This is a genomic window from Micromonospora globbae, assembly GCF_003610785.1.
Classification (GTDB): Bacteria; Actinomycetota; Actinomycetes; order Mycobacteriales; family Micromonosporaceae; genus Micromonospora; species Micromonospora globbae.
The window spans coordinates 264,296-291,283 of sequence record NZ_RAQQ01000006.1; the positions used below are offsets into that span (position 1 = coordinate 264,296).

The window sequence follows — 26,988 nt, forward strand, 5'->3', positions numbered from 1 at the left end:
TGTCCGCGGATCGCGATCGGCTCGACCCGACGTGGACAATGATCGCGGGCCCTTCTCCGGGCCCGTGTCCGTCGCTCCGCACCGGGTCTTCGTCTCTGCGTCAATCTTACTGTGCGTCGGCGGCTGAACCGCCACTCGGCACCCTCGCAAAGCGCCTGAGAACTCCGTAGCCGGCCGAACCGCCGCGTCCGCGACTCCCCCTACGCGCCAGGCCTTCACCACCGTGCCGCGCCCCGCGACGGGTGCACCCGCTGTCGGGCGGGTCGGGGGGTCGCGGACCGACCGGCGGTGCCGTACGTTTGCGGCGGTCCCGGACCCGCTCTTGATCTTTCCAGACCGGAACCGGACGATCTACCCGATCGACCCCCACACGTGCTCTTAAGAGGTGACCCCAGATGGGGCTGGACAACGTCGCGGTGCACTGGCCGCGTACCGGCCGCTTCTACGATCCGGTCGCGCCGGCCGAGTTCGTCGACTTCGGCGAGATCGTCGACATGCCGCGGATCTCCGCGCCGACAGCCGCGCTGGCCGAGTTGATCGCGAAGAGCGGCACGGTGCGGGCCACGGCGTACACGGAACTGGTGGACCTGCTGCTCGGCCTCGACGGTGTGCTCTACGCCACGGACGCCGCGGCCGAGGACGAGGACCCGGTGATCGACCCCGACGGCTGCGCCTGGATCGCGGACGGCATCGAGCGGTTCGTCGCCGGCCACCGGGAGCACGGCGAGGCGGTGACGTTCGAGTCCGTCAGCGCCGTGCTGCGCAGGCTGCTCGGTGACGGGCGCCTGGCCGAGCAGCAGCTCCGCTGGCTGGACGGGCGGCTCGACGCGCTGCGCGACGAGCGGGGCGAACCCCCGCAGTGGGACTTCACCTGCGCCGAGCTGAGCGTGCTGGCCGCGTTCTACCGGCGGTGCGCCGACCGTGGCTTCGCCGTCTACGCCGAGTCGGAGGCCCCCCGCCGGGCCACCCAGCCGTAGCGGAGGGGGGCCGCGGCGCCGCGCGAGACGCCGCCGCGCCCCCTGACCGGCCTCGCGTCAGCGGCCCGCCTCGTCCGCGGGCCGGTCGGCTGCGGGCCGGTTGGCCGCCGCGATGACCCGGGTGAGCGCGGCGTGCAGCTGCCGCAGCTCTTCCAGCGGCAGGCCGAGCCGCGAGACGATCGCCGGCGGGATCTCCTCCGCCCGGGCCCGTAGCGCCCGTCCGCTCTCGGTGAGCGTCACGGCGAGGCTCCGCTCGTCGGCGGGATCCCGCTCGCGGCGGACGTAGCCGTTCGACTCCAGGCGCTTGAGCAGCGGCGAGAGCGTGCCCGGGTCGAGCTGGAGCAGGCGACTGAGGTCGCGGACCGACAGCGGCGCGTGCTGCCACAGGGCGAGCATCACCAGATACTGCGGATGGGTGAGGCCCATCGGCTCCAGCAACGGCCGGTAGACCCCGACGACACCGCGTGCCGCGACCGACAGCGCGAAGCAGACCTGCTGTTCCAGCGCCAGGGGGTCCGCGTCGTCGAGCTGCTCACGCATGCCTGTCGACCTCCTTCGTGGCGGTGTTATCGTACCAACGTTTTGTGCACCAACTATTGGGGCACAAAACATCGGCGTGCGGTTCCCGAGCGGAGGTCAGCAGCATGAGCGAGGACCCGAAGGAGACCAGGAGCGCGGGCGAGGGTGGCCGGTTCTGGCGATTCGCCTACAAGTACCTGGCGGGCCCCGCCGAGGGGGTGCCGGGCGCGGTCTACGGGGGCTCGGCCGAGGCCCGTGAGGGGTGGAAGCGCGACCTGGAGAACCGCAAGCGCTACAGCCGCGAGCAGCGGGAGCGCAAGCGGGCCGCCCGCGAGGCGCGGCGCGACTCCTGATTCGCCGCCGCTCCCGGGCGACCCTTCCGCCGCTCGTGGAGACCCCGGCTGACACACCGGGTCGTGCGACAGCCGCCGCTGACTGCCGCGTCCGCCCCGCCGGTCAGCCGTAGGTGTCCCGCGGGCCGCGGCCCCGGACCCGGCGCGGCCCGCGCGACCACGACGGCGCGGCCGGGCCGTGGATGTGCAGCTTGCGCACCACGTTGTGGCCGACCTCCCGCGCGATCTGCTGGAGCAGCGAGCCCGCGAGCAGCCGCAACTGGGTCGCCCAGGCGGTGGAGCGGGCCTCCACGGTCAACTCGCCGTTCTCCAGCTTCACGGGGCGGCTGTGCTGGGCCACCTCCGGCCCGACCACGCGCTCCCACGCGCCGAAGACCGTCGCCTCGGCCGCCGGCTGCTGCCAGCCGCGCGCCTTGACGAGCCGGTTCAGCACCGCGCCGAGCGGCTGCGGGTCGCGCGGGTCCGGCCCCGGGCCGGAGTAGCCGCGCAGGCGCCGCTCGCCGCCGCCCGTGCCGGTCCCGGTACGCCGTCGGGTCCGTCCCGCCGCCTCCCGTCGCGCCTTCGCGGCGTCCAGCACGGCCCGGGCCAGTTGCGGCCCCGAGGCCCCGTCCGGCACGGCCTCACCACTGTCACCGCCGGCCCGCGCGGGGTCGGCCGCGGCGTCCCCGCCGGTTTCGCCCCGCGCGGCAGGGCGGCCATCCCGGGCGGTTCCGCCACCGGCGGGCGTACGCGCAGCCCCGCGCCTGGTCGAGGAGGCGCGGCTCGCGTCACCCGTACCGGCGCCACCGGCACCGGTTCGCTCCGGTTCAGTCGACACGGCGCACCGTCCCCTCGCCCACCTCGTAGCGTGCTCCCCGCAGTGCCGCCGGCACATCGTCGTCTACGGCGCAGGTGACCAGGAGCTGACTAGCCCCGCCGACGAGTTCGGCCAACCGGTCCCGGCGCCCGGCGTCCAGCTCGGCGAACACGTCGTCGAGGACCAGCACCGGCTCGATCCCGTCGGCGCGGAGCAGGTCGTACGCGGCCAGCCGCAGGGCGAGCGCGAACGACCAGGACTCGCCGTGGCTCGCGTACCCCTTGGCCGGCAGCGGGCCGAGGGTGAGGGCCAGCTCGTCCCGGTGCGGGCCGACGAGGGTGGTGCCCCGCTCGACCTCCGCCGACCGGGACTCGGCCAGCGCGGCGGTCAGCGCCCCCGCGAGCACCTCCCGATCCGTCGTGGGCTCGGGCAGCTCCACTGACGGGCGGTACGCGATCCCCGCCGCGCCCCGCCCGGCCGCCACGGCGTCGTACGCCTTGGCCACGTGCGGCGCCAGCGCGGACACCAGTTCCAGCCGGCCGGCGAGCAGGTCGGCCCCGTGCCGGGCGAGATGCGCGTCCCAGACGGCGAGCGTCGACAGGTCCCCGCCGCGCGTGCCGCCGGTCTTGCGGGCCAGGTACGCGGTCCGCAGCAGCGCGTTGCGCTGCTTGACCACCCGCTCGTAGTCGGCCCGGACCCCGGCGAACCGGGGCTGCCGGCTGACCAGCAGGTCGTCCAGGTAGCGGCGGCGTTCGGCGGGGTCGCCCCGGACGAGTTCCAGGTCCTCCGGGGCGAAGAGCACGAGCCGGAGCGCGCCGAGCACGTCGCGGGCCCGGCGGGCCGGGGAGCGGCCGAGCCGCGCCCGGTTCGCCTTCCCCGGGACGATCTCCAGCTCGACCAGCAGTTCCCGGCCCTCGTGCACGATCGCGCAGCGGATCACCGCCGAGCCGGCACCCATCCGCACGAGCGGGGCGTCCGTGGCGACCCGGTGGCTGTCCAGGGTCGCCACGTAGCCCAGCGCCTCGACGAGGTTGGTCTTGCCGACGCCGTTCGCGCCGATCAGGACGTTCGCCCCCGGCTCGAGGTCGACGCCGACCCGCTCGTACGAGCGGAAGTCGACCAGTTCCAGCCGGCGGACGTACACAGGGTGTGGATACCGCTCAGCGCTTGCGGACGGCGTGCCCGCCGAACTGCTGGCGCAGCGCGGCCACCGCCTTCATGGCGGGCGAGTCGTCCTGGCGGGAGGCGAACCGGGCGAAGAGCGAGGCGGTGATGACGTTCAGCGGTACGGCGAGCCGGACCGCCTCGTCCACCGTCCACCGGCCCTCGCCGGTGTCCTCGGTGTAGCCGCTCAGCTCGGACAGGTCCGGGTCCTCGTCGAGCGCGCGGTCGAGCAGGTCGAGCAGCCACGAACGGACGACGGTGCCCTCGCGCCACGACTTGAACACGCCGGGCACGTTCGTGACCAGCTCGGAGGCGGTCAGCAGCTCGTAGCCCTCGGCGTAGGCGTGCATGAGGCCGTACTCGATGCCGTTGTGCACCATCTTGGCGTAGTGCCCGGCGCCCACCGGCCCGGCGTGCACGAAGCCGAACTCGCCCTCCGGCTTGAGCGCCTCGAAGATCGGCATGAGCCGGGCGACGTGCTCCTCCGAGCCGCCGACCATCAGCGCGTACCCGTTCTGCCGGCCCCAGACGCCGCCGGAGACGCCGACGTCGATGTAGCCGATGCCGCGCGCGTTCAGCCGCTCGGCGCGGGGGGCGTCGTCGCTGAACCGCGAGTTGCCGCCGTCGATGATGATGTCGCCCTCGCCGAGCACGTCGGCGAGCTCGTCGATGGTCGCGTCGGTGACCCCGGCCGGGACCATCACCCAGACCGCGCGCGGCGACTCGAGCTTCTCCGCCAGCTCCGCGAGGGAGGCGACGTCGCTCAGCTCCGCGTTGTGGTCGAAACCGACCACCTCGTGGCCGGCGGCGCGCAACCGCTCGCGCATGTTGCCGCCCATCCGGCCGAGTCCTACCAGGCCGAGCTGCATCTGTCCTTACCTCCGGTGCGTGGGTGGTGCGGGCGCGATCAGCGGGAGACGCGGATCGGCATGATGAGGTAGCGGTACCCGGGCACGACCTCGCCATCCTCGCCCGCGGGAGAAATCACCGCCGGCTTGAAGGCGTCCACGAACGAGAGCACCGCCGTCTGCGCGCCCAGGTTGGCGAGGCCGTCGATCAGGTACTGCGGGTTGAAGCCGATGGTCAGCGGGTCGCCGGTGAAGGAGGCCTCCATGGCCTCGCTCGCCCGCGCCTCCTCGGAACCGCCGGCCTCGACGACCAGCCCGTCGGCGCTGAAGCTGAGGAGCACCGGGGTGGTCCGCTCGGCGACCAGCGCGACGCGCTTGACCACCTCGACCAGGGTGCTGACCGGCACCCGGGCCTCCGCGTTGTGGCTGGCCGGGAAGAGCGACCGCACCGGCGGGTAGTTGGCGCCGTCGAGCAGCCGGCTGGTGGTGCGCCGCGTGCCGCCGGCGAGGCCGATCATGCCCTCGCCGGCGCCGCCCGCGGCGAGCGCCAGCGTGACCTCGCCGCCGAGCGGGCCCAGGGCCTTGGCGGTGTCGTGCAGCGTGCGCGCGGGCACCAGGGCGTTGAGGCTCACGTCGGGGTCGTCCGGGTTCCACTGGATCTCGCGCAGTGCCAACCGGTAGCGGTCGGTGGCGAGCATGGCCAGGGTGCTGCCGGACAGCTCGATGCGTACGCCGGTCATCATCGGCAGCGTCTCGTCGCGGCCGGCGGCGACGGCCACCTGGGCGACGGCGGTGGCGAAGGCCGCCGCGTCGACGGTGCCGGCGCTCTCCGGCATCTCCGGCAGGGAGGGGTAGTCCTCCACGGGCATGGTGGGCAGCGTGAACCGGGCGCTGCCGCAGACCAGTTCGAGGTGGGCGCCAACGGCCGCGATGTCCACCGGCTTGGCCGGCAGCGCCTTGGTGATCTCGGCGAGGAGGCGACCAGAGACGAGGGCCGCGCCGTCCGCGTCGCCCTGCACCTCGACGGTCACCTGGCTGGAGACCTCGTAGTCGAAACCGGAAACCTGCAGGTTGCCGTCGGTGACCCGGAGCATGACCCCGGCCAGCACCGGTACGGACGGCCGGTTGGGCAGGCTCTTCGCGGTCCAGGCCACGGCCTCGGCGAGCGCGTCGCGCTCCACTCGGAACTTCATCAATGCCTCCGCGTCGACGTCGACGACAACTCTCTCATGCCGACCGCTGCCTGCCGACCCGCCCGACGGTGCGGGTACCTCTCGCACCTTAGGGCGCGGGGGCATCGGCTGTGCGCCCGACCCCGTGTCGGGCGCTGCCGCTCACCGCTGCTGCGGCAGCGTCCGGCCCGATCCACAGAAAGTCCAACGGTGATGATTGGTTTTTGTTCTTTCAGAAGAGATAACTCATCGTCTTCATCGCACCTGTGCAAACTGTGGAGAACCGGCGTCTGCGCAGGTGAGACAGGTTATCCACCGGTGTGGTCGCTGTGGAGAACCAGGGGGTCAACCCGTGTCCCGGTCCACAGGCCCGCTCCGCCCACATCGTTGTCCACCGTCGTCCACCGGTTGTCCACCGGAAATCCACCGACTTTCTCCCCAGGCCTGTGGACCGTTCGGATCGTCACGTTCGCCGTCATCCCCAGAACCTTCAACAGCTCGCCCACAGGCCGGTCCCCGTCGGTGGATGACCGGACCCGTTGTCCCCACCCGTCCACACACCGTCCCCAGGAGTTGTCCACAGCCTGTGGGTGACGGCGGGCGGACGGACCGTAGTTATCCACCGACGGTGGACAACGGGATGTGGACAACGACCGTGGGCGGTGGATGGACACGGTCCGATCCTGGAGGCTCGACCGGCTCGAGGGTCAAGGTGTGGAGAACGAGAAGGCCCCGCCGTGGGCGGGGCCGGGGAGAGGCGCCCCGGCAGCGGCCGGGTCGCGGGGCGTGCGGGCGTACGCCTCAGGTGTTCTGCTTGATCCGGTTGGTCAGCTCGGCGATCTGGTTGTAGAGCGAGCGGCGCTCGGCCATCTGCTGCCGGATCCTGCGGTCGGCGTGCATGACGGTGGTGTGGTCCCGGCCGCCGAACGCCTGCCCGATGCGCGGCAGCGAGAGGTCGGTCAGCTCCCGGCACAGGTACATGGCGACCTGGCGGGCGTTGACGAGGACCCGGGAGCGGGAGTGCCCGCGCAGGTCCTCCAGGCTCACCCCGAAGTAGTCGGCCGTGGAGACCATGATCTGGTCGGCGGTGATCTCCGGCCCGGCGCCGTCCGGGATGAAGTCCCTCAGCACCTCCTCGGCCAGCGACAGCTCGACCGTGGACCGGGTGAGGCTCGCGAACGCCGTCACCCGGATCAGCGCGCCCTCGAGTTCGCGGATCGAGTTCGACACCCGCGAGGCGATGAACTCCAGCACGTCCGGAGGCGCGAAGAGCCGCTCCTGCGCCGCCTTCTTCTGCAGGATCGCGATCCGGGTCTCCAGGTCGGGCGGCTGGATGTCGGCGAGCAGGCCCCACTCGAACCGGGTCCGCAGCCGGTCCTCCAGGGTCGCCAGCTGCTTCGGGGAGCGGTCGGAGGTGATGACGATCTGCTTGTTGGCGTTGTGCAGCGTGTTGAACGTGTGGAAGAACTCCTCCTGCGTCCGCTCCCGGTTCTCCAGGAACTGGATGTCGTCGATCAGGAGGATGTCCACGTCCCGGTAGCGCCGCTGGAACGCGCTGGTCTTGTCGTCCCGCAGCGAGTTGATGAAGTCGTTGGTGAACTCCTCGGTCGAGACGTACCGGACCGAGCGGGCGTTGCCGAGCGTCGTGGCGTAGTGGCCGATGGCGTGCAGCAGGTGGGTCTTGCCCAGCCCGGAGCTGCCGTAGATGAACAGCGGGTTGTACGCCTTCGCCGGCGACTCGGCCACGGCGACCGCGGCGGCGTGCGCGAACCGGTTGGACGAGCCGATGACGAACGTCTCGAACATGTACTTGGGGTTGAGCCGGTTGCCGCCGGTGTCGGCGCCGGGCAGCCGGCGCTCGTCCCGCAGACCGGGCCGGTGGTCGGCGCCGCCGCGGCCGGGGCCGCTGTCCGTCCCGCCGTCACGCGGAAGCGCCCGGATCACGTGCTGGTCGCGCGGTGACCCGCTGTCCTCCCGGTAGCGGGACTCGAACGGCCGGGCGTCCGGACCCGGCGGGTCGAGGCGGGCGGCCTGCTCGTCGAAGCCCCGCCGCTCGGGCGCCGGGCGGGGCGCCGGCGGCGGCTCGGCGAAGGCGGCGCTGAAGAGCGTCTCCTGCGCGTCCCCGGGGGCGGGGTGGCCGAGTTCCGGGCGGCGTGGGTCGGCGAACGAGGGCGCGGGCTCGGCCACGCGGCCGGGGCGCGGCTGCTCGGGGATCGCCAGCTCCGGCCGGGCGGCCCCGGCCGGCTCGTCGAGGAGGGTGGGCGCGTCGGTCTCCGGGCCGGCCGGCCCCGGCTCGGGGGCGGCCCGGTAGACGGTTCCGGCGGGTCGGCCCGTCGGGTCCTCGGCCACCCGGACGGTGACCGCCACCTGGATCGGCCGGCCCAGCCGGCGCGTGAGGGCCTCCGTGATCGCCGGACGCAGCCGCGACTCGATCACGTCCCGGGTGAAGGCGTCCGGGACGGAGAGCAGCGCGGTGTCCTCGACGATGGCGCGCAGCCGGGTCAGGCGGAGGTAGGCCCGTTGCTGCGCGGAGATGATCTCGTCGGCGAGCTCGTCCGTCGTCGCCGTCCACACCGCGGCAAGGTCGGTCGTACCGGCCACCGTCGTGCCACCCCCTCGCCTCTGCTCCCCGGCCGCCGCTGTCTGCCAGCCGGCCGTCCCGGGCCCGCCGGGTTCCCGCGGGTGGCGCACCACCACCCGAACGGCCGACCGGTCGTCGTCCACAAGTTATCCACAGCCTGTGTACCGACCGATTGTGGCCGTTCGTCGGACGCGGGTGGGACCTGCCCCCTGCCTAACGGGCGCTGAAGCGGGTACACCGTGCCGAACGATTCACTACCTTGTCCGGTCTTGCCGGTCGACTCCTGCCGGTCGACGACGACTGGCTCCCCCCGACGCCGACCGCAATCGGGCACGGTAACAGCGTTGTCCCTGAGCCATCAACCGCCGACGCGGCCCGGCCGTTGTCGGCATGAGTGAAAACCGCCGCTCCGGTCGTCGGCGCGTCCGGCTGGACCCGGGCTGCACTGTTTGACGGCCATTGCCCCCCTGCGTAGGCTGGAGCGGCTGCTCTCACGCCCTCTGCTAGGGTGATGGGTGCTTGCTGTCCGCACTCGCCCCCGGCATCCCCGGCGGGCCGCGTCGCCGGGCAGCGCCGATCGGAGGCCACCGTCCAGTGGCCTGGACCACCACACTTCCCCGGTCCGGACGGGCCCTGGGGCGTACGACAACGGAGAGCCTGACGTGAGCAAGCGCACCTACCAGCCGAACAACCGCCGGCGCGCCAAGACCCACGGCTTCCGGCTGCGCATGCGCACCCGGGCCGGGCGCGCCATCCTCTCGACCCGTCGCGCCAAGGGCCGCGCCCGCCTGTCGGCCTGAGGCCGAGCGGGCAGGTCCGGGGGGACGTGGGGCAGTCGTGCTGGCGGCCGCGCAGCGACTGCGGCGCAGCACCGACTTCGCCGCAGCGGTCCGGGGTGGCCGACGCGCCGGCCGTGGGGCCGTCGTCGTGCACCTGACACTGCCCGCCGCCCCCGGGTCCTCGACACCGACATCGCCGGAGCCGGCGCGGGACACCGGTGCGGAGCAGCCCTCCGCGCCGACCCGCGCCGGCTTCGTCGTGTCCAAGGCCGTCGGGCCCGCCGTGGTCCGTAACCGGGTCCGTCGCCGGCTGCGGCACCTCGTCCGCGAGCGGCTGGGGCAGCTGCCGGCCGGCAGTACCCTGGTCGTCCGAGCCCTGCCGGCGGCCGCCGACGCGAGCTACCAGCGGCTCGGCGCCGACCTGGACGCGGCGCTCGCCGCGGCCCGGGCAGGCCGGGGGCGACGCCGATGAGCACCGGCCCCGCCTTCCCCCAGCCCAGCAGCGCGGCCGCCCGTGTGCTGAGCGGGCCCATCATCGCGTACCGTCGGTGGATAAGCCCGGCACTGCCGGCCCGCTGTCGGTTCTACCCGTCGTGCAGTGCGTACGCCCTCGAGGCGGTGGCCCGGCACGGCGCGGTCCGCGGAGCCGGCCTCGCGGTCCGGCGGCTGCTGCGCTGCCACCCCTTCCACCCAGGTGGACATGACCCGGTGCCGGAGCCGGGCGGTCGCCGCCGTGCCGATGTGACTGGAGCTCCGAATTGAGTCTCGACTGGATCTACTACGCGATTTCGTGGATCCTGCTGACCTGGCACTCGGCCTGGGACGCCATCGGAGTGCCGGTCGACGCCGTGATCGGCACGAACTTCGCCTGGATCCTGGCCATCGTCTTCCTGGTGGTCACCGTCCGGGTGATCCTGTTCCCGATCTTCGTCAAGCAGATCAAGTCGCAGCGCGCCATGCAGGCGCTGCAGCCGAAGGTCAAGGAGCTGCAGGAGAAGCACAAGGGTGACCGGGAGACGCTCCAGAAGGAGATGATGGAGCTCTACCGGAAGGAAAAGGCCAACCCGCTCATGGGCTGCCTTCCGATGTTCCTCCAGATCCCCGTCTTCCTGGGCCTCTTCCACGTGCTCCGCCGGCTCGACCCGGCCAAGCAGGCCAAGACCCTCTACGGCTGGTCGGTCGAGCAGTTCGACAGCGCCTCCAGCGCCAAGCTCTTCACGGCGCCGATCGCCGGCAAGTTCGGCTCCACCGCCGACGAGCTGGCCCGGCTCAACGCCAACGGCACCACCGTCAAGATCATCGCCGGCGTCCTGGTCCTCGTGATGATGGGCACCACGTACCTCACCAGCCGCCAGATGATCCTCAAGACCGGTTGGGCCGAGGACCCGCAGCAGCGGATGATCCAGCGCCTGATGCTCTACGGCATCCCGCTGTCGCTGCTCATCTCCGGCGCGATCTTCCCGATCGGCGTGATCATCTACTGGGTCACCAACAACCTCTTCACCCTCGGCCAGCAGCAGTGGGTGCTCCGCAAGTACCCGCCGCCGGCCACCGCCACCAGCAAGGCCACGTCGGGGGCCCGGAACCCGGTGCAGCCGGCCAAGACGGGTGCCCTGTTCGGGCGCAAGCCGGCCCCGCAGCCGCCGGCGAAGGCGACCACTCCGAAGGTCGCCGCGCCGAAGCCGGGCGCCAAGCCCGTGAACCCGAAGAAGGGCCGCCCCGCCAAGCGGCGTGGCTAGTTGGTGGTACGGGCCGCCGCGGGAGACCGCCGGCGGCCCGTTCCGCACCGTGCCGCCGCCGTACGGCCGGCGCCGGGCGGAACACCCCGCGCGTGGCGCGGCCACGGGCGACACTGCCCGTACAGACGTGCCCGCGGGCACCGGCGACCTCCCGCCGGGGCTCCGGGAGACCAACGGACCCGACGGTCCGGCCGAGCGACTACGGAGATGAGACCGTGACGGACACCAGCATCCCCCGCGCCGACGAGTCCCTGGACGAGGAGGGGACCGAGCCGATCGAGGCGAGCGACGACACCGAGGCCGAGCTCGAGGCCGAGGAGGCCGAAGAGGGCGGCCGGGAGAAGACGGCCCCGGCCGAGAACGACCTCTTCCGGCAGAGCGAGATCGCCGCCGACTACGTGGAGGGGCTGCTCGACATCCTCGACTACGACGGCGACATCGACGAGCTGGTCTCCGGTGGCCGTCCGGTCGTCGAGGTCGTCGGCGCCCGGCTCCAGAACCTGGTGGGTCAGCGCGGCGCCACCCTGGAGGCGCTCCAGGAACTCGCCCGGCTCGCCGTCTTCCGGCAGACCGGCTCGCCGAGCCGGCTGCTGCTCGACGTCGGCGGCTACCGCGCCACCCGCCGCAAGGAACTCGCCGCCGTGGCCCGCAACGCCGTGGAGAAGGTGAAGGAGTACGGCGAACCGATCCGGCTCGAGCCGATGTCCGCCTTCGAGCGCAAGTGCGTGCACGACGTGGTCAACGCGATCGCCGGGGTGGAGAGCGAGTCGGAGGGTGTCGAGCCGAACCGGCGCGTCGTCGTCCGGCCGGTGGACTGACCGGGTGACCCACGACGACACCGCGGCCGGCGCCGCGACCGGCCCGGGTGGCACCTCACCCGGGCCGTCGGCTGTCCGGCCCGGGCGTGAGGCGCGGGCTGAGCAGCCGGCCCGCGGGGCGTCTGGCGACCGGCAAGGGCCGGGGGCGTCGGGTGCCCGGTCTGCCGGTCGCTCGGGGCGTGAGGCACCGGGTGATCGGGCTGCCGGTCGCTCGGGGCGTGGGGCGTCGGGTGATCGGGCTGCCGGTCGCTCGGGGCGTGGGGCGTCGGGTGATCGGGCTGTCGGTCGCTCGGGGCGTGGGGCGTCGGGTGATCGGGCTGTCGGTCGCTCGGGGCGTGGGGCGTCGGGTGATCGGGCTGTCGGTCGCTCGGGGCGTGGGGCGTCGGGTGATCGGGCTGCCGGTCGCTCGGGCGGTCCCCCCGTGGCCGCTTCGCCGGCCGCCTCGGACGGGACTTCCGCTCCCGATCCGGCCGACGCGACCTTGCCGCCGGAACTGGCCGGCGCGGCCCGCGCCCTGTTCGGTGACCGTATCGACCTCGCCGCCGCGTACGCCGAACTGCTGGCGACCGACGGCGTGGTGCGGGGCCTCATCGGTCCCCGCGAGGCACCCCGGATCTGGGACCGGCACCTGCTGAACTGTGCGGCGGTGGCCGAGCGGATCCCGGAGGGGGCCGAGGTGCTGGATGTCGGCTCCGGCGCCGGCCTGCCCGGCCTGGTGTTGGCCATCGCCCGCCCGGACCTGGCCGTCACCCTCATCGAGCCGCTCGCCCGCCGCACCTCGTTCCTCGTCGAGGCCGTGGACCGGCTCGGCCTTGCCGGGACCGTCCGCGTGTTCCGCGGCCGGGCCGAGGAGGCCGCAACGGGGACGGACGACTCCGGCCCGCTCCGGGGGGACGTCGTTACCGCCCGTGCCGTGGCCCCACTGGACCGCCTCGCCGCGTGGTGCCTACCGCTCGCCGTGCCGCACGGGCGGCTCGTCGCGCTCAAGGGCGCCTCGGTGGCCGACGAGATCGCCGAGCACGCGGCCACGGTGGCGAAGCTCGGCGGCGGGGAGCCCACCGTGCACCGGTGCGGCGTCGGCGTCATCGAACCACCCACCACGGTCGTGGAGGTCGTCCGGGAACGGGTCGTGGCTCCCGCACGCGCGTCCGCGCGCCGGAAGTCCCGGGGTGGTCGTACGCGTCGGCGTTGACGATCGCGGTGCTTCGCGACCCCCAACGCCATTCCGGGCATCGCGGCTCTCTCGTTGTACCGGTGGTTCCCCTGTGAATCCGTGCGGGCGGAGGGAAGGATGAGAACCCGACGTGGACCCGCCGCGCCCGTCCGCCGTAGGCTGGCCGCGCGTCGATAGTGTGGAGCGGGCGGCGACCGACGTGACGGTTCCGGCCGCTTCCCCCGGCCGCAGGCACCGCGGGAGGCGTGCGCGGGCGTGGCCAGTTGACGGGTGCGGACCGACCATCCGAAGCGGGCAGGGATGACAGGTGCATGACGACGGCAGGTACGACGACCCACGCGCGATGGGATCAGCCAGCGAGCACGTTTCACGTGAAACCGACTACCCCGGCTGGTCGCCCGGCGGACCCTCGGCGGACCGACCCGTCGACCCCACTGCGGTGAGTCGCCCGGCGAACGCCCCTGCGGAGGTCCGCTCGTCGACCGGGCGACGCAACATCGCCGCGTCGGCGCGGTTCGAGCCCGCGCTCCCGCACCAGCCCACCCCCGATGCGGTACGCGACGCCGCTCCGGCCCCGGCGGTGTCCGACGCCCCCGTCGCCGCGGTCGAGCCGTACGCGGCCGCCCAGGTTGATCCCGCGTTCGTTTCACGTGAAACGGCCGATGACGATGACCCACCGTTGGCAATGGAGGCGATGCGCGCCGTGCAGATCCTGAACCCGAGTGGCGAGGTGACCATGCCTCGGCCGGAGCGGACCCGGGTCATGTGCGTCGCGAACCAGAAGGGCGGTGTGGGGAAGACGACCACCACGGTCAACCTGGCCGTGGCGCTCGCGCTGCACGGCAACCGGGTGCTCGTCGTCGACCTCGACCCGCAGGGCAACGCCTCGACCGGGCTGAACGTCCCGCACCACACCGGGGTGCCGGACGTCTACGACTGCCTCATCAACGGGGTGCCGCTGGAGGACGTCGCCCAGGGCGTCGAGGGCATCCCGAACCTGTGGTGCGTGCCGGCCACCATCGACCTGGCCGGCGCGGAGATCGAACTCGTCTCGGTCGTCGCCCGCGAGTCCCGGCTCGCCCGGGCGATCGCCGCCTACCCCGGGCACTTCGACTACGTCTTCATCGACTGCCCGCCCTCGCTCGGCCTGCTCACCGTGAACGCTCTGGTGGCCGCGCAGGAGGTGCTCATCCCCATCCAGTGCGAGTACTACGCGCTGGAGGGGCTGAACCAGCTCATCAACAACATCAACCTGGTCCGGCAGCACCTCAACCCCCGGCTCGAGGTCTCCACCATCCTCCTCACCATGTACGACCGGCGTACGCGGCTGGCGGACGCGGTCGAGCAGGACGTGCGGAACCACTTCGGCGACAAGGTCCTCCGGGCCGTCATCCCCCGCAACGTCCGCGTCTCCGAGGCGCCGAGCTACGGCCAGTCGGTGATGACCTACGATCCCGGATCGCGGGGGGCCACGAGCTACTTCGAGGCGGCCCAGGAGATCGCCGAGCGGGGCGTCATGGAGCCGGTGAGCCGGAATGCGTAGTGCGGACGAGTCGTCGGGAGGCGTGGAATGAAGAACCGTCCTCGGGGCGGTCTGGGTCGAGGCCTGGGGGCGCTCATTCCGACCGGGCCGGCGGCCGGCGCCGTCGCGGGCACGGCTGACCCCACGGGTACGCCCGCAGCCGTCGCCGCCACGGGCGGCGTGCCGGCCGCAGCCCCGGCAACGCCCTCACCCGAGCCCGACTCGACGCTGAGCCCGGTTCCGGGAGCCCGGTTCGCCGAGATTCCCGTCGACGCGATCGTGCCGAACCCGAAGCAGCCCCGGCAGGTCTTCGACGAGGAGGCGCTGGAGGAGCTGAAGATCTCGATCCAGGAGGTCGGCTTCCTCCAGCCCATCGTCGTACGCCAGCTCGACGGCGAGAAGTACGAGCTGGTCATGGGCGAGCGCCGGTGGCGGGCCGCGCAGGCGGTCGGCAAGGAGCGCATCCCGGCGATCGTCCGGGACACGCGGGACGACGCCATGCTCCGGGACGCCCTGCTCGAGAACATCCACCGGGCGAACCTCAACCCGCTGGAAGAGGCGGCCGCCTACCAGCAGTTGCTGGAGGAGTTCGGGGCCACGCACGAGGAACTGGCGCGCCGGATCGGCCGCAGCCGGCCGCAGATCTCGAACACGATCCGGCTGCTGAACCTCCCCGCTCAGGTGCAGCGGCGGGTCGCCGCCGGGGTGCTGTCCGCGGGGCACGCCCGGGCGCTGCTGAGCCTCGACGACGCGGAGGCCCAGGAGCAACTGGCGCTGCGAATCGTCGCCGAAGGGCTCTCCGTACGCGCCACCGAGGAGATCGTGGCGCTGGCCCTCAGCGACGGCCCGGCGAAGTCGCCGGCCGCGAAGCGGCGGCCGAAGCCTCACGCCCCGGCGCTCAACGATTTGGCCGAGCGGCTGTCCGACCGGTTCGACACGCGGGTGAAGGTGGACATCGGCCGGAACAAGGGCAAGATCACGATCGAGTTCGCGACGGTCGACGACCTGGAGCGGATCGTCGGGATCATCGGGGTCGGCCAGGAGTCGACCGAAGGCTGATCCTGCCGCTGCCGCTGCCGCTGCCGCTGCCGCTGCCGCTGCCGCTGCCGGTGCCGGTGCCGGTGCCGGTACCGGTGCCGAGGCTCCGCCGCGCGACGCGCGATCCGATGGCCGCACGCATCCCAGGGGGACGTGCGGCCATCGGCTTTCCGAGGGTGTCCCTGGGCCGGGGCTGTCGACTCGATGCGGGGTGCCACGCCGGGTCGCGGTATCCCCCGGCGTGGCCGGTCCCGCGCCGGTATGCCGGCGGGCTGGATGCCGCGCGATGCCGGGCACGAAGTGGAGCAGGGGCGCGGAGCACTCGCGCGGCCCTGTCGTTTCACGTGAAACGGCCGGATGGGTGGCGCAGCGGGCTTCCAGGGCCGCGCCCTCGCGCATGGTGTCTTCTCCTATGGCCGAGCCCGATCGGGGCGGGAGGGGCCCGTTCAGGGCTGCGCGGAGGGGCGGCCATGCCGTCCTCCATCCTGGCGGGTGGTTAGCGGTGGGACGATCCTCGGTCGCGTAAGCACATGACCGCGTGAACGACTGACCGCGTGAGCACGTTGGCGCGTGAGGGCGGGCGGGCGCGAGGGCGCGAGCATCTGAGGGCGCGAGCGCATGTGGGGCCAGCGAGCCGGCGCTGTCGACCTGCCCCAGATATGGGACAGCGGACATCGCGGGCCGCGCAGGCCCGAGCACGCCTGGCTCGAGCACGCCTGGCCCGAGCACGCCGTGAGTCGGGTACGCCTGGGGTCGAGCGCACGTCCCGGCCTGAGGACGGGTCGCCTCCAGAGCCAGCTCCGTGCGCGCGGCGCCTGAAGGACGCCTGGCTCGCGCACGCTCGACCGGGACTCGTCCGGCAGAGCCCGCTTGATTCAGCGTCGCTCCAGCGTCGCTCGGCCCGAGGCGGCTTGGTCTGGGCCGCTCGCCCCCGGGGTCCGCTCGTCGGAACGCGCCTCAAAGACGGAGCCCGTCCGACATCGAGCCCGCCTGGCATCGAGCCCGCTGGCATCGAGCCCGCTGGCATCGAGCCCACCCCGCATCGAGCCCACCCCGCAACGAGCCCACCCCGCAACGAGGCCCGCCTGGTCTGGGCCCGCCGGGGAGCAATTCCGCTTCGCTACTCCGTGGGCGCCACGATGGGCCCGATGGTACGAGCCGGTGGCGGTGACCTTGAGGAGGGTGCGTGTCCGCGGGCCGGACCATCGGAGGGCGACCGCGTCCGCCAGTGGTACGGCGACGTTCGCCGCAAAGCCGGGCGGGCGGCCCGGTACTCCACCCAGACGAGACTTCCCGCCGGATCAGGGTGCCCGCACCGGGCTCGTCGGTATCCCACCGACGCCGCGACGATGCCTTTCCGCCTTCGACAAAGTGTGCGTCCATGCCGTGGCCCGCTGCGCCACGCGCTCGGGAAGCCCGATCCCGCGCCACATCGAGCCGCCGGGACCAACAGCCGTGTTTCACGTGAAACCGCGTCGCAGGCCGGTCGCGGATCGCCCGCCTCTTGACCGGAAACCCCTCACGGACAACTCGCCAGCGCCGGTCGACCTCGTGCCGATCTCCCCGTGCCCCGGTCTAGCGCCGAACGCCGGTCGACGCCGAGGCACCCCGCGCCGACCGCCCGCCGATCTGCCCGGTCTATCCCGCGCCGACCGCCCGCCGATCTGCCCCAGCATCTTGCTCACTCCACGTGCCTCACCCAATCTGGCCGCCCCCATCTGGCCCCGATCTGGCCGCCCGATCCGACCCCCGCCACCGACTCAGGGGCGCCGCGGCGCATACGGCCACCGTCCATAGCGATCCCCTGCAGTCCCGTCCCCGCCGAGCGGACCCGCGCCAGGCGCCTCCGCGCCCAGTCGATCGCGCCGAACGCCGGTCGACGCCGAGGCACCCCACGCCGAGCGCCTCCGCACCAACTTCAGTCCGCACCGATTTCCATCCGCACCCAGTCGGTTCTGCCGCCGGCTGGTCGCCGTCGAGGCGTCCGCGCCGGCCCCGTGGGTTCCGATCGGCCGCGAGGACTCGCGTCCCCCCGCCGCGACGGTCGCCTCGGGGCGCTTCGCCCCACGCCCGCGCCGTCCCCGGCCCACCCCGCGCCGTCCTCCGACCACCCCCCCGCGCCGTCCTCCGACCACCTCGCACCGTCCCCCAGCCCGTTCCGCATCCCCGACCACTCCCATGCCTGGCGGCGATCCCCGCCACGACGAAGCGGACCGCCAAGCCGACGTCCTGACGGCGTTGCGCCAGCGATCAAGGCCGAACCGGAGCCCTCCGAGTTATCCACACCGGTTATCCACAGGCACCCACCGTTTCACGTGAAACACCGCGTGGAACCGGGTGTCGACCTGTGGATGACGCCGTGTGTTCGCGACCTTCCGGGGCTCTGGACATCGACGTGAGCACCTGATCGAGAGTGCCCCACCGGCCGGCGAGAACGGATGATTCGGGGTAGGGACAGCCGTCCCGGACTCGGTTAGGGTCAGCCTCGTGCACGACACCCCTCCCGCAGTTCCGGACTTCACCCGGTGGCCCTCGTTCCCCTTCGAGGGCGATCTTCGTGTCAAGCAACTCGACGACCCGGTCCCGGTCGAGCCGCCCCGCAAGGGTGAGGGCAATCGGGAGTGCATCACCTGCGGCGCGCCGGACGAGGCGTACATCTGGGTGGGCGAGCGGTGGCGGGTACGCGCCATGGACCGTCCCACGGGCCTCCCGATGGTGCTCATCCTGGAGTCCCGGTCGCACCTCGACCTCGGCGACCTCCCGAACCTGCTCGCCGCGGAGCTCGGCGTGATGACGGTACGACTGGAGCGCGCGATCCGCTCGCTCGACGGGGTGGCCCGTGTGCACGTGAACCGCTGGGGTGACGGGTCGGCGCACCTGCACCTGTGGTTCCTCGCGCGGCCCTACGGTCAGCTGCAACTGCGGGGCACGTTCCTGTCGCTGTGGGACTCGATCCTGCCGCCGATTCCCGAGGCGAAGTGGCGAGAGAACCTCGCGCTCGTCGCCGCCTGGCTGGCGGAGTTCGGTGGCCGCCCGCTGGCGGAGCCACCCCGGATCGAGTGGCAGGCACCGTCCAGCTTCACCTCGACGCTGCCCACGATCGAGACGGACGATCCGGTGGGCGACCTGGTCTCGGTGATCGAGGCGGCCGAGGAGAACCCGACCGCCGAGGAGAGTCCGGCGGGCATCGGCGGAAGCGCGACGGCCGGCAGCACGACCTCCGGCGGGAGCGCGGCCTCCGGCGGCAGCGCGGACGCGACCACGGCCGAGTCACCGGCCATCCCCGGACAACGCCCCCCGTCGCCCGACGAGGCGAAGCCGGCCGTCGGCCAGGCGGGCGGCGCCTGAGCCATCCCGGACGCCGCCCCGCGCCGGATGGGACGCTGACGACCGCACGGTACGGCGGAACGCGGAGCGCGCAGCGCCGCCCTTGCCCGCCCGAGCGGTCCCAGTGCGCCGTCAGCGGCTGTCAGCTCCGGCGCGCCGTCAGCCAGCCGTCAGGGCCGGCGGGCGGCGGCCCGGGCGACCAGCGCGCTCAGCACCCGCCCGAAGTCCAGGCCCGCGGCCGACACGGCGAGCGGCAGCAGCGACGTCTCGGTCATGCCCGGCGAGACGTTGACCTCCAGCACGTGCGGCTGGCCCGCCGCGTCGACGATCATGTCGACGCGGGACAGGTCCCGCAGCCCGAGCGCGTTGTGCGCGGCCAGGGCCACGTCGGCGACCCGTGCCGCGGCATCGGCGTCGAGCCTCGCGGGGGTGTGCCACGTCGTCCGCCCGGCGGTGTACCGGGCCGCGTAGTCGTACACCCCGTTGCGCGGGACGATCTCCACGGCGGGCAGCGCCTGGGGGCCGTCGCCCATGTCGATGACGGAGACCGCCACGTCCATGCCGGCGACGTAGCGCTCGACGAGCGCCGTCGACCCGTACGCGAAACAGCCGACCATCGCGGCCGGGAGCGACGCGCTGTCCCGGACCACGGCGGCACCCAGGCCCGAGCCGCCCTGCGCCGGCTTGATCATCAGCGGCAGGCCGAGCCGGTCAACGATCCGGTCCAGCACCGCCACGGCGCCCAGTTCGGAGAAGCGGTCGTGCGGCAGCGCCACCCAGTCCGGGGTGGGGATGCCCGCCTCGCGGAGTACGGCCTTCGCCGACGGCTTGTCCCAGGCCAGGCGGGACGCCCGTGCGTCGCAGCCGACGTACGGGACGTCGCAGAGGTCGAGCACCCCGCGCAGCGAGCCGTCCTCGCCCGTCGCACCGTGCAGCGCGATGACGACGGCGTCCGGCGGGTCGGCGGCCAGCGCCGGCAGCAGCGCGATGTCGGCGTCGCGGAGTTCGACGTCCATGCCGACGGACCGGAGCGCGTCGAGCACCCGGCGGCCGGAGCGCAGCGAGACGTCCCGCTCGTAGGAGAGGCCGCCGGCGAGCACCAGCACGTGCAGGTCGTCGGTGTTGCCCGGGGCGGTCACCTCGGGGCGGTCGGCAGCGGTCGTACCCATGCCGGCATCATGCCAAGGCCGGCCCCGGCGCGTCCGAGCCGGCCCGGCCCCGACGCGGGCCGTCCCCGCGGACCGCGCCGAAGACGCGGCGCGTCGCCAGCTCCTGCTCCATCACGCCGGCGAGCCGGCGGACGCCCTCCCGGATGCGGTCCGGGGGCGGGAAGCTGAAGTTCAGCCGCATGTTCCCGGTGCCGGAACCGTCGGCGTAGAAGCCGGTGCCCGGCACGTACGCGACCCGGGCGGCGACGGCACGCGGCATCATCGCCTTCGAGTCGAGGCCGTCCGGCAGGGTCGCCCAGACGAAGAGGCCGCCACCGGGTCGCGTCCAGGTGGTGCCCTCCGGCATCAGGTCGGCGAGCGCGTCCAGCAGGGCGTCCCGGCGTTCCCGGTAGATCTCCCGGTAGACCTTGAGCTGTTCCCGCCACGGCATGGTGCCGAGGTAGGTGGCGACGGCCGCCTGGGCGTACGCGCTCGGGCAGAGGATCTGGGCCTCGCTCGCGATGACCAGCTTGTCGCGGACCGCGTGCGGGGCCAGGATCCACCCGACCCGGAGCCCGGGGGCGAAGGTCTTGGAGAACGTGCTGAGGTAGAAGACCCCGTCCCGCCGGCGGGCCCGCAGCGGTGCCGGCGCCTCGCCCTCGAAGCCCAACTGGCCGTACGGGTCGTCCTCCACGACGAGCAGCCCGGCGCGTTCGCAGATGTCGAGCACCCGTTCCCGCCGCTCCTCGGTCAGCGTCACGCCGGCCGGGTTCTGGTAGGTCGGGATGGTGTAGAGGAACTTGACGCGCCTCCCGGCGCGGGCGAGGTCGGCGATGGCCGCTTCGAGCGCCTCGGGGATCAGGCCGTCGTCGTCCATCGGTACGTGCACCACCTGGGCCTGGGCGGCCTGGAACACCCCGAGCGCGCCGACGTAGGTCGGCCCCTCGGCGAGCACCACGTCGCCCGGGTCGAGGAAGAGCCGGGCCACCAGGTCGAGAGCCTGCTGCCCGCCCACGGTGACCACGACGTCGTCGGGCGAGGCGCCGCAGGACGCGTCGATCCCGGAGAGGGCCATCACCTCGCAGATCCGCTCGCGCAGCTCCAGGGTGCCCTGGCCGATGCCGTACTGGAGGGTGGTCACGCCGTGCTCGGCGCCGAGCTGGCCGAGCATCTCGCCGACCGCGTCGAGCGGCAGCGCCGCGATGTAGGGGGCGCCGCCGGCCAGCGAGACGACCTCCGGACGGCTCGCCACCGCGAAGAGGGCCCGGATCTCCGAGGCCGTCATCCCGCGGACACGGCGGGCATAGCGGTCGGTGTAGTCGTCGAGTGTCGTGCCGGTCATGACATCACCTCGATCGCTGGAGGGGTGACTTCCGTCCCGGGCGTACCCCGGACACCGGCGACCATGGCGGCAAGGGGGACGCCGTTTTTCGATCCTAGACCGCGCCGACCAGGCACGGGGCGTCGCTGTGAGCCGCGTCCAGATGCCGGACGTCACCCGCGGCGGTGGGCGTTCGCGCGTCCTCTCCCGTACGGTCGTACTGCGGCGTACGATCGCTCGTCGGGGGCAGGAAGGCGGCGCTGTCGTTCCGTGCCGGTTTCACCGCCGAGCCTAGTGTTGGGGATGCGCCAATGTCGCGACGTCTGGTCAGTCTGACCCTGGACACCCTCGAGGACCTGCCCCGTCCCTGCCGGCAGTGCGTCTACTGGGAACTGGACCCCGTCTCGGCGGACCGCGCCTGCGCGACCGGGGACCCCGGTCTGGAGAAGGAGGCGTGGGTCTCCCAGACGCTCCTGGAGTGGGGCTCCTGCGGGAAGCTCGCCTACGTCGACGGCATGCCGGCCGGTTTCGTCATGTACGCGCCGCCGGCCTACGTGCCCCGCTCGATGGCGTTCCCCACGTCGCCCGTCTCCGCGGACGCGGCGCTGCTGATGACGGCGAACGTGGTGCCCGCGTTCGCCGGTGGCGGGCTGGGGCGGATGCTCGTCCAGGGCGTCGCGCGGGACCTCACGAAGCGGGGCATCAAGGCGATCGAGGCGTTCGGTGACGCGAAGTTCGGCGACACGCAGGACGACGCCTCCCGCGCCTGCGTGGCACCAGCCGATTTCTTCCTCTCCGTCGGTTTCAAGACCGTACGTCCACATCCCCGCTTCCCCCGGCTGCGCCTCGAACTGCGGACGGCGCTGAGTTGGAAGTCCGACGTCGAGTACGCGCTGGAGAAGCTGCTCGGGTCCATGAGCCCGGAGACACTGCTCCGTCCCGTGCGGCCCGCCCCGGCGACCCGCTCCACCAGCTAGGGCGGGTGATCCCCGCCGAGCCGAGGCGGAGTCCCGGCGGCGCCTGGGCGCCTCAGTCCACGACGGTGCCGGCGGCCACCACGGCCCGCAGTTCGCTCACGTCGATCGAACCGGTCGGCACGTCCCGCTCGATCGGGAAGTACATCCGCTGCACGGCGGCGACGATCGCCTCGACCACGCGGTCACGGAACCGCGGGTCGACCAGCCGGCCGCGGTCCGTCGGCGAGGTGAGGTAGCCGACCTCGACCCGGACCGCCGGCATGCGGGTCAGCCGGAGCAGGTCCCACGCCTTCGCGTGGGTGCCGCAGTCCCGCAGCCCGGTGCGCGCCACGATCTCGCGCTGCACGAGCCCGGCGAGACGTTCACCGGTCGCCGACGTCACCCCGTTGTCGGTGCCGTAGTGGTAGGTCGCCACGCCGTCGGCCGCCGGGTTCTGGTGCCCGTCGGTGTGCAGCGAGATGAACACGTCGGCGCCGAGCGCGTTCGCCAGCTGGGCGCGGTCGGTGTCGGGCAGGCACTCCCCGGGGGCGGGGCCCCGTGTGAGCTGCACCCGCACCCCGGACGCGGCGAGCCGCCCCTCCAACCGGCTGGCCAGGTCGTGCACCAGGTCGGCCTCGGTCCAGCGCAGCGGCCCGTCCGGCACCACGACGCCCGGGTCGGTGCCGCCGTGCCCGGGGTCGATGACGACCGTACGACCGACCAGGGTCGGCCCGGACTGGCGGATGGCGTCCGACTCGCGCAACCACTGGGGGCGGCCGCCGACGACCTTGCGCCCGAGCCGCCGCAGCGCGTTCATGGTGTGCGGTCCGCACGCCCCGTCGGGAGTGAGCCCGACCTCCCGCTGGAACTGGGCCACCGCGCGGGACGTCCGGACGCCGTAGATGGCGTCGGCGCGGCCCACGTCGTACCCCATCTCCAGCAGGCGCTCCTGCAACGTGCGGACGTCCTCGCCGGTGAGCGGTTCGGGCACCGCGTGGTAGAGGGTGCGCGCGCCGAGGCGCCACCGGGCCGCCTCCAGGGCCCGCCAGGTCTCCGCGCCGACCCGGCCGTCGACGCTGAGCCCCCGTGACTGCTGGAAGGCGCGTACGGCCCGCTCGGTCGCGGCGTCGAACTCGTCGGACCGCCCCTCGTCGGTCGGTGCGAGCAGGTGGAGGCCGGCCAGTACGGTACGGATCTCCGTCACCGCGGGTCCGCGGTCACCGGGACGGATCGGACGCACGCACGACCCCCTCTGCGCGGATGCTGGCTGGCCGGGCGGCCCGTGCTTGAGGTTATGCGGTCCGGGGCGGCGAGGTGGCTCGGCCGACGAAAAAACGCGACCCCGCACCCGGTCGGCCCGGGTACGGGGTCGCTGCGTCGGTGCTGCTCAGAGAGCGGACTCGATGAGCTTGACGAGTTCGCCCTTCGGCTTGGCGCCGGCGATCGACTGCACCGGCTCGCCGTTCTTGAACACCGTCAGGGTCGGCACGGACATCACCCGGTACGTCCGGGCGGTCTCCGGGTTCTCGTCGATGTTGAGCTTGACGATGCTGACCCGGTCACCCATCTCGCCGGCGATCTCCTCCAGCAGGGGCGACACCTTGCGGCACGGCCCGCACCACTCGGCCCAGAAGTCGACCAGCACCGGCTTGTCGGACTTCAGCACGTCGGTCGCGAAGCTCGCATCGGTGACCGCCTTGGTTGTTCCCACTATGGCCCCTCCTCCGGGTGTGTTTGGTTGTTCAGCCCTGCAGCGTCGCGATGAAACGCTCGGCGTCGAGGGCGGCGGCGCAGCCCGTACCGGCGGCGGTGATGGCCTGCCGGTAGGTGTGGTCTACCAGGTCGCCGGCCGCGAAGACACCGGGCACGCTGGTCCGCGTGCTGGGCGCCTGCACCTTCACGTACCCCTCGTCGTCCAGCTCCACCTGGCCCCGGAACAGCTCGCTGCGCGGGTCGTGGCCGATCGCCACGAAGACGCCGGTGACGTCCAGCACCTTCGTCTCGCCGGTGTGGACGTTGCGGACGCGTACGCCGGACACCTTGCCGTCGGAGCCGAGGATCTCCTCGACCACCGTGTTCCACTCGACCTTGATCTTGTCGTTGTTCAGCGCCCGGTCGGCCATGATCTTGCTGGCCCGGAACGAGTCGCGCCGGTGGATGATGGTGACCGAGTCCGCGAAGCGGGTGAGGAAGCTCGCCTCCTCCATGGCCGAGTCGCCACCGCCCACGACGACGATGTGCTGGTTGCGGAAGAAGAAGCCGTCACAGGTCGCACAGGAGGAGACGCCGTGGCCGAGGTACTCCTGCTCGCCCGGCACGCCCAGCGGCCGCCAGGCGGAACCGGTGGCGAGGATGACCGCGCGGGCCCGGTAGGCGGTCTCACCGACCCAGACCGTGCTGGCGGCGTTGGAGCCGACGTCGCCGGTGTCCACCAGCTCCACCCGGGTCACGTCGTCGGTCAGGAACTCGGCGCCGAACCGCTCGGCCTGCTTGCGCATGTTGTCCATCAGCTCGGGGCCGAGGATGCCGTCGGCGAAGCCCGGGAAGTTCTCCACCTCGGTCGTCGTCATCAGCGCGCCGCCGGACTGGACGCCCTCGATGACGAGGGGCTTCAGGTTCGCGCGCGCGGCATAGACCGCCGCCGTGTAGCCGGCCGGCCCGGAGCCGATGATGATCAGGTTGCGGACCTCGTCCACTGCCGTCTCCCGAGTTGTGTGTGCCGGCCGCGGCGTGCACACCGAGGCCGATCCGGGTGCCGACGCCTGGAGGTGCCGGCAGCTACTTCCGAAACGTCATCGTACGAACCGGGAATTCCCGAGCCGGGCGTCCGGTGGGTCACGTCACGCGAGCCCTCGAACGCCCGGTGACCGCTCGTTTCACCCTACCCGCGTGCGGTAGCGGGTGTCCGCGCCGGACCCGGGCACACCGCACTCGGGGCCGCTCACCCACGCCCAGCTGGTCCCCGTGCCGTCGGTGAACCGTACGACGAGGGCCTGCTCCCCCTGGAAGGCGGCGTAGTCGATCAGATCGGCCACGAGCGGGCCGGCCGGGTGCTCGGCCGCGATCGCCCGCAGGCACGCCCGGAGCGCATCCTGGTCGGTGAGGCGCGCGAGCAGGTCCCGGCCGTCGGGCGCCGGGATCCGGCCGCCCTCGGCACCGGCCATCCGGGGCGGCGACGGAACGCCGTACGCCTTGGTGGTCGCGAGCGGGGCGGCCAGCGACTGCGGGGTGTAGTCCGTGCCGCTGTGCATGGCCGGGCCCGTCGTCCGCACCGGGTCGGCGCCGCTGGCCGCCTCGGGGGCGCTGGCCGGATGGTTCAGGGCCGTGTCGGCGGTCCTGGCGTCGTCCGTGCCGCGCGCGAGGTGGTTGACGCCGAGCCCGACGGCGGCCAGCGAGACCGCGGCGAGCGCCACCGGGCCCGCCACGCGCCGCCAGCGTCGCCGCCGGCCCGGGCCGGTCGCCGCACCCGGCTCCGAGCGCGGAGCCCCCACGCCGGGCCGCCGCGGGGAGCGCCCCTGCGCGGGTACCAGTCGGACGCCGGCCGGCTCATCGTCCGGCGCGTCCCCGTCCGGCGCCGCGTCGGTGCCCGCCGGGTCGGTCGCGGCGGGCGGGACGTCCGGGTCGGCACCGGCCGGCCGGGAGTCGGTGGCCGGGTCGACCGGGACTGAGTCCGCGTCGGCGGCCGCGTCGAGCACCGCCGGGTCGGGGCGGTCGGCCGACAGGGCGGCGAGGGCCGCGGTGATCCGGTCGGCGACCGCCGGCGGGATCTCGTCCACCGGCTCGCCCCAGCGGGCCAGGTCGGCCCGCACGGCCGACACGGCGGGCGCCAGCCGGGCGTACGCCTCGGCCCACGCCGCGTCCTCGGCGACCAGCCGGGCGACCATCGCCTGCTCGGGTGTGCCGTCGAGCGCCCCGCCGAGGAAGTCGGCGAGCAGGTCGTGGTCGACCTCCCTGAACCCCCCGACCGTCACATGTCCTCCTGGTTGGCGTCCCGCCGGGTTCGCCCCGACCCTGATCCGACGCCCTCGGTGGGGCGTGGGTTCCCCGGGGTGACCGGCGGCACGTCGACCTGGTCCCTCCCGGCCCGCACGTCCCCGGCCGGCGACGACGACGCCGGGCGGCCCGCCGAGGGGCGCAGGTGGCCCAGGATCACCGCCAGCCGGGCCCGCCCGCGGGCGCACCGGCTCTTCACCGTCCCCTCGGCCACCCCGAGGATCCGGGCCACCTCGGCGACCGGGTAGCCCTGCACGTCGACGAGGACGAGGGCGGCACGCTGCTCCGCCGGAAGCGCGGCGAGCGCCTCCCGGACGACCAGCGCCGTGTCGTGGTCGTACGCGGGGGCGGCCGGCTCGACGCCCCCGGTGCCCGGCCCGCTGTCGGTGCGTACGCCGTCCGGCAGCGGCACGGTGGGGTGTGCCTGTCGGCGGCGGATCCGGTCCAGGCAGGCGTTCACGACGATCCGGTGCAGCCACGTGGTGACCGCCGAGTCGCCGCGGAACCGGGCCGCGGCCCGGTGGGCGGAGAGCAGGGCGTCCTGGAGCGCGTCGGCGGCTTCCTCGCGGTCACCCATGGTGCGCAGCGCCACCGCCCACAGGCGGTCGCGGTGGCGCTGGAAGAGCTGGGCGAAGGCGTCCCGGTCACCGGCGACGTGGGCGCGTAGCAGCGCGAGGTCGCTGACCGGATCGGCGGGCCCGGCCGGGGCGGGCGGGCCCGCCGGGGGCACGCTCGCCGTACGGGTCTCGCGTTCGTCCATCAC

At 73.4% G+C, this 26,988-nt stretch carries 25 protein-coding genes; 12 read left to right on the plus strand and 13 right to left on the minus strand.

Going from position 1 to position 26,988, the window contains the following annotated elements; translation table 11 throughout:
* Nucleotides 1-395 precede the first annotated feature (395 nt).
* Nucleotides 396-977, plus strand: coding sequence for a hypothetical protein (locus D7I43_RS10890; protein ID WP_120328304.1), 582 nt, complete (start codon nt 396-398; stop codon nt 975-977).
* 57 nt (nt 978-1,034) lie between these two features.
* Here D7I43_RS10890 and D7I43_RS10895 read toward each other — a convergent pair whose 3' ends face one another.
* Nucleotides 1,035-1,517, minus strand: a complete 483-nt coding sequence (locus tag D7I43_RS10895; protein WP_120328305.1) for a MarR family winged helix-turn-helix transcriptional regulator — start codon at nt 1,515-1,517, stop codon at nt 1,035-1,037.
* A 104-nt stretch (nt 1,518-1,621) separates the two neighbouring features.
* Between D7I43_RS10895 and D7I43_RS10900 the strand changes: the two genes are divergently transcribed.
* Nucleotides 1,622-1,849 carry a hypothetical protein gene (locus D7I43_RS10900; protein WP_120328306.1) on the plus strand — a complete coding sequence of 76 codons (228 nt, stop codon included), beginning with the start codon at nt 1,622-1,624 and terminating at the stop codon, nt 1,847-1,849.
* Between the two features lie 103 nt (nt 1,850-1,952).
* Here D7I43_RS10900 and D7I43_RS10905 read toward each other — a convergent pair whose 3' ends face one another.
* The 5 genes from D7I43_RS10905 to dnaA form a co-directional block, all read right to left on the minus strand.
* A complete protein-coding gene (locus D7I43_RS10905) occupies nt 1,953-2,465 on the minus strand; it encodes a DciA family protein (protein WP_120328307.1) in 513 nt (170 codons plus the stop codon).
* Nucleotides 2,466-2,655: 190 nt separating this feature from the next.
* Nucleotides 2,656-3,789: a DNA replication/repair protein RecF gene (recF, locus tag D7I43_RS10910; protein WP_120328308.1), complete on the minus strand. Its 1,134-nt coding sequence runs from the start codon at nt 3,787-3,789 to the stop codon at nt 2,656-2,658.
* A 16-nt stretch (nt 3,790-3,805) separates the two neighbouring features.
* Nucleotides 3,806-4,678: a phosphogluconate dehydrogenase (NAD(+)-dependent, decarboxylating) gene (gnd, locus tag D7I43_RS10915; protein ID WP_120328309.1), complete on the minus strand. Its 873-nt coding sequence runs from the start codon at nt 4,676-4,678 to the stop codon at nt 3,806-3,808.
* 38 nt (nt 4,679-4,716) lie between these two features.
* Nucleotides 4,717-5,850: a DNA polymerase III subunit beta gene (dnaN, locus tag D7I43_RS10920; protein ID WP_120328310.1), complete on the minus strand. Its 1,134-nt coding sequence runs from the start codon at nt 5,848-5,850 to the stop codon at nt 4,717-4,719.
* 780 nt (nt 5,851-6,630) lie between these two features.
* Nucleotides 6,631-8,430, minus strand: coding sequence for a chromosomal replication initiator protein DnaA (dnaA, locus tag D7I43_RS10925; protein ID WP_120328390.1), 1,800 nt, complete (start codon nt 8,428-8,430; stop codon nt 6,631-6,633).
* Between the two features lie 642 nt (nt 8,431-9,072).
* Between dnaA and rpmH the strand changes: the two genes are divergently transcribed.
* The 9 genes from rpmH (at nt 9,073) to D7I43_RS10970 (ending at nt 18,828) form a co-directional block, all read left to right on the plus strand.
* Nucleotides 9,073-9,210, plus strand: a complete 138-nt coding sequence (gene rpmH / locus D7I43_RS10930; RefSeq protein WP_007073824.1) for a 50S ribosomal protein L34 — start codon at nt 9,073-9,075, stop codon at nt 9,208-9,210.
* A gap of 37 nt (nt 9,211-9,247) precedes the next feature.
* On the plus strand, nt 9,248-9,661 hold the full coding sequence (gene rnpA, locus D7I43_RS10935) for a ribonuclease P protein component (protein ID WP_120328311.1): 414 nt from the start codon (nt 9,248-9,250) through the stop codon (nt 9,659-9,661).
* Entirely contained in the window at nt 9,658-9,951 is a 294-nt protein-coding gene (yidD, locus tag D7I43_RS10940; RefSeq protein WP_120328312.1) for a membrane protein insertion efficiency factor YidD, read from the plus strand. The genes rnpA and yidD overlap by 4 nt, the downstream gene beginning before the upstream one ends.
* On the plus strand, nt 9,948-10,928 hold the full coding sequence (gene yidC, locus D7I43_RS10945) for a membrane protein insertase YidC (RefSeq protein ID WP_120328313.1): 981 nt from the start codon (nt 9,948-9,950) through the stop codon (nt 10,926-10,928). The genes yidD and yidC overlap by 4 nt, the downstream gene beginning before the upstream one ends.
* 215 nt (nt 10,929-11,143) lie before the next feature.
* Nucleotides 11,144-11,746, plus strand: coding sequence for a Jag family protein (locus D7I43_RS10950; RefSeq protein ID WP_120328314.1), 603 nt, complete (start codon nt 11,144-11,146; stop codon nt 11,744-11,746).
* Between the two features lie 421 nt (nt 11,747-12,167).
* Nucleotides 12,168-12,938, plus strand: a complete 771-nt coding sequence (rsmG, locus tag D7I43_RS10955) for a 16S rRNA (guanine(527)-N(7))-methyltransferase RsmG (RefSeq protein ID WP_120328391.1) — start codon at nt 12,168-12,170, stop codon at nt 12,936-12,938.
* 289 nt (nt 12,939-13,227) lie between these two features.
* Nucleotides 13,228-14,463 (plus strand): ParA family protein, encoded by a 1,236-nt coding sequence (locus D7I43_RS10960; protein ID WP_120328315.1) that lies wholly within the window; start codon nt 13,228-13,230, stop codon nt 14,461-14,463.
* Between the two features lie 27 nt (nt 14,464-14,490).
* Entirely contained in the window at nt 14,491-15,501 is a 1,011-nt protein-coding gene (locus D7I43_RS10965; RefSeq protein ID WP_120328316.1) for a ParB/RepB/Spo0J family partition protein, read from the plus strand.
* A 2,466-nt stretch (nt 15,502-17,967) separates the two neighbouring features.
* Nucleotides 17,968-18,828 (plus strand): hypothetical protein, encoded by an 861-nt coding sequence (locus D7I43_RS10970; protein ID WP_240032905.1) that lies wholly within the window; start codon nt 17,968-17,970, stop codon nt 18,826-18,828.
* Nucleotides 18,829-18,977: 149 nt separating this feature from the next.
* On the opposite strand, the gene D7I43_RS10975 is transcribed toward D7I43_RS10970, so the two are convergent.
* On the minus strand, nt 18,978-19,976 hold the full coding sequence (locus D7I43_RS10975) for a D-alanine--D-alanine ligase family protein (RefSeq protein ID WP_120328317.1): 999 nt from the start codon (nt 19,974-19,976) through the stop codon (nt 18,978-18,980).
* Between the two features lie 7 nt (nt 19,977-19,983).
* Nucleotides 19,984-21,297 carry an aminotransferase-like domain-containing protein gene (locus D7I43_RS10980; RefSeq protein ID WP_120328318.1) on the minus strand — a complete coding sequence of 438 codons (1,314 nt, stop codon included), beginning with the start codon at nt 21,295-21,297 and terminating at the stop codon, nt 19,984-19,986.
* 290 nt (nt 21,298-21,587) lie between these two features.
* Between D7I43_RS10980 and D7I43_RS10985 the strand changes: the two genes are divergently transcribed.
* Nucleotides 21,588-22,253, plus strand: a complete 666-nt coding sequence (locus tag D7I43_RS10985) for a GNAT family N-acetyltransferase (RefSeq protein WP_120328319.1) — start codon at nt 21,588-21,590, stop codon at nt 22,251-22,253.
* A gap of 52 nt (nt 22,254-22,305) precedes the next feature.
* Here D7I43_RS10985 and D7I43_RS10990 read toward each other — a convergent pair whose 3' ends face one another.
* The 5 genes from D7I43_RS10990 to sigM all read right to left on the minus strand — a co-directional run bounded on the left by D7I43_RS10990 (nt 22,306) and on the right by sigM (nt 26,985).
* Nucleotides 22,306-23,472 carry an N-acetylmuramoyl-L-alanine amidase gene (locus D7I43_RS10990; protein WP_120328320.1) on the minus strand — a complete coding sequence of 389 codons (1,167 nt, stop codon included), beginning with the start codon at nt 23,470-23,472 and terminating at the stop codon, nt 22,306-22,308.
* A gap of 147 nt (nt 23,473-23,619) precedes the next feature.
* Entirely contained in the window at nt 23,620-23,943 is a 324-nt protein-coding gene (trxA, locus tag D7I43_RS10995; RefSeq protein WP_120328321.1) for a thioredoxin, read from the minus strand.
* A 31-nt stretch (nt 23,944-23,974) separates the two neighbouring features.
* Nucleotides 23,975-24,928, minus strand: a complete 954-nt coding sequence (gene trxB / locus D7I43_RS11000; protein ID WP_120328322.1) for a thioredoxin-disulfide reductase — start codon at nt 24,926-24,928, stop codon at nt 23,975-23,977.
* Nucleotides 24,929-25,108: 180 nt separating this feature from the next.
* The gene (locus D7I43_RS11005) at nt 25,109-26,203 is read right to left on the minus strand and encodes a serine/threonine-protein kinase (RefSeq protein ID WP_120328323.1); all 1,095 of its coding nucleotides are present in this window, start codon (nt 26,201-26,203) and stop codon (nt 25,109-25,111) included.
* A complete protein-coding gene (gene sigM / locus D7I43_RS11010; protein WP_120328324.1) occupies nt 26,200-26,985 on the minus strand; it encodes an RNA polymerase sigma factor SigM in 786 nt (261 codons plus the stop codon). The genes D7I43_RS11005 and sigM overlap by 4 nt, the downstream gene beginning before the upstream one ends.
* Nucleotides 26,986-26,988 lie beyond the last annotated feature (3 nt).

Coding starts and splice junctions, on each gene's coding strand:
- dnaN (WP_120328310.1), bottom strand. CDS start 5,850: ATGAAGTTCCGAGTGGAGCGCGACGCGCTCGCCGAGGCCGTGGCCTGG.
- yidD (WP_120328312.1), top strand. CDS start 9,658: ATGAGCACCGGCCCCGCCTTCCCCCAGCCCAGCAGCGCGGCCGCCCGT.
- D7I43_RS10980 (WP_120328318.1), bottom strand. CDS start 21,297: ATGACCGGCACGACACTCGACGACTACACCGACCGCTATGCCCGCCGT.
- D7I43_RS10900 (WP_120328306.1), top strand. CDS start 1,622: ATGAGCGAGGACCCGAAGGAGACCAGGAGCGCGGGCGAGGGTGGCCGG.
- D7I43_RS10985 (WP_120328319.1), top strand. CDS start 21,588: ATGTCGCGACGTCTGGTCAGTCTGACCCTGGACACCCTCGAGGACCTG.
- D7I43_RS10890 (WP_120328304.1), top strand. CDS start 396: ATGGGGCTGGACAACGTCGCGGTGCACTGGCCGCGTACCGGCCGCTTC.
- D7I43_RS10965 (WP_120328316.1), top strand. CDS start 14,491: ATGAAGAACCGTCCTCGGGGCGGTCTGGGTCGAGGCCTGGGGGCGCTC.
- D7I43_RS10975 (WP_120328317.1), bottom strand. CDS start 19,976: ATGGGTACGACCGCTGCCGACCGCCCCGAGGTGACCGCCCCGGGCAAC.
- gnd (WP_120328309.1), bottom strand. CDS start 4,678: ATGCAGCTCGGCCTGGTAGGACTCGGCCGGATGGGCGGCAACATGCGC.
- sigM (WP_120328324.1), bottom strand. CDS start 26,985: ATGGACGAACGCGAGACCCGTACGGCGAGCGTGCCCCCGGCGGGCCCG.
- D7I43_RS10895 (WP_120328305.1), bottom strand. CDS start 1,517: ATGCGTGAGCAGCTCGACGACGCGGACCCCCTGGCGCTGGAACAGCAG.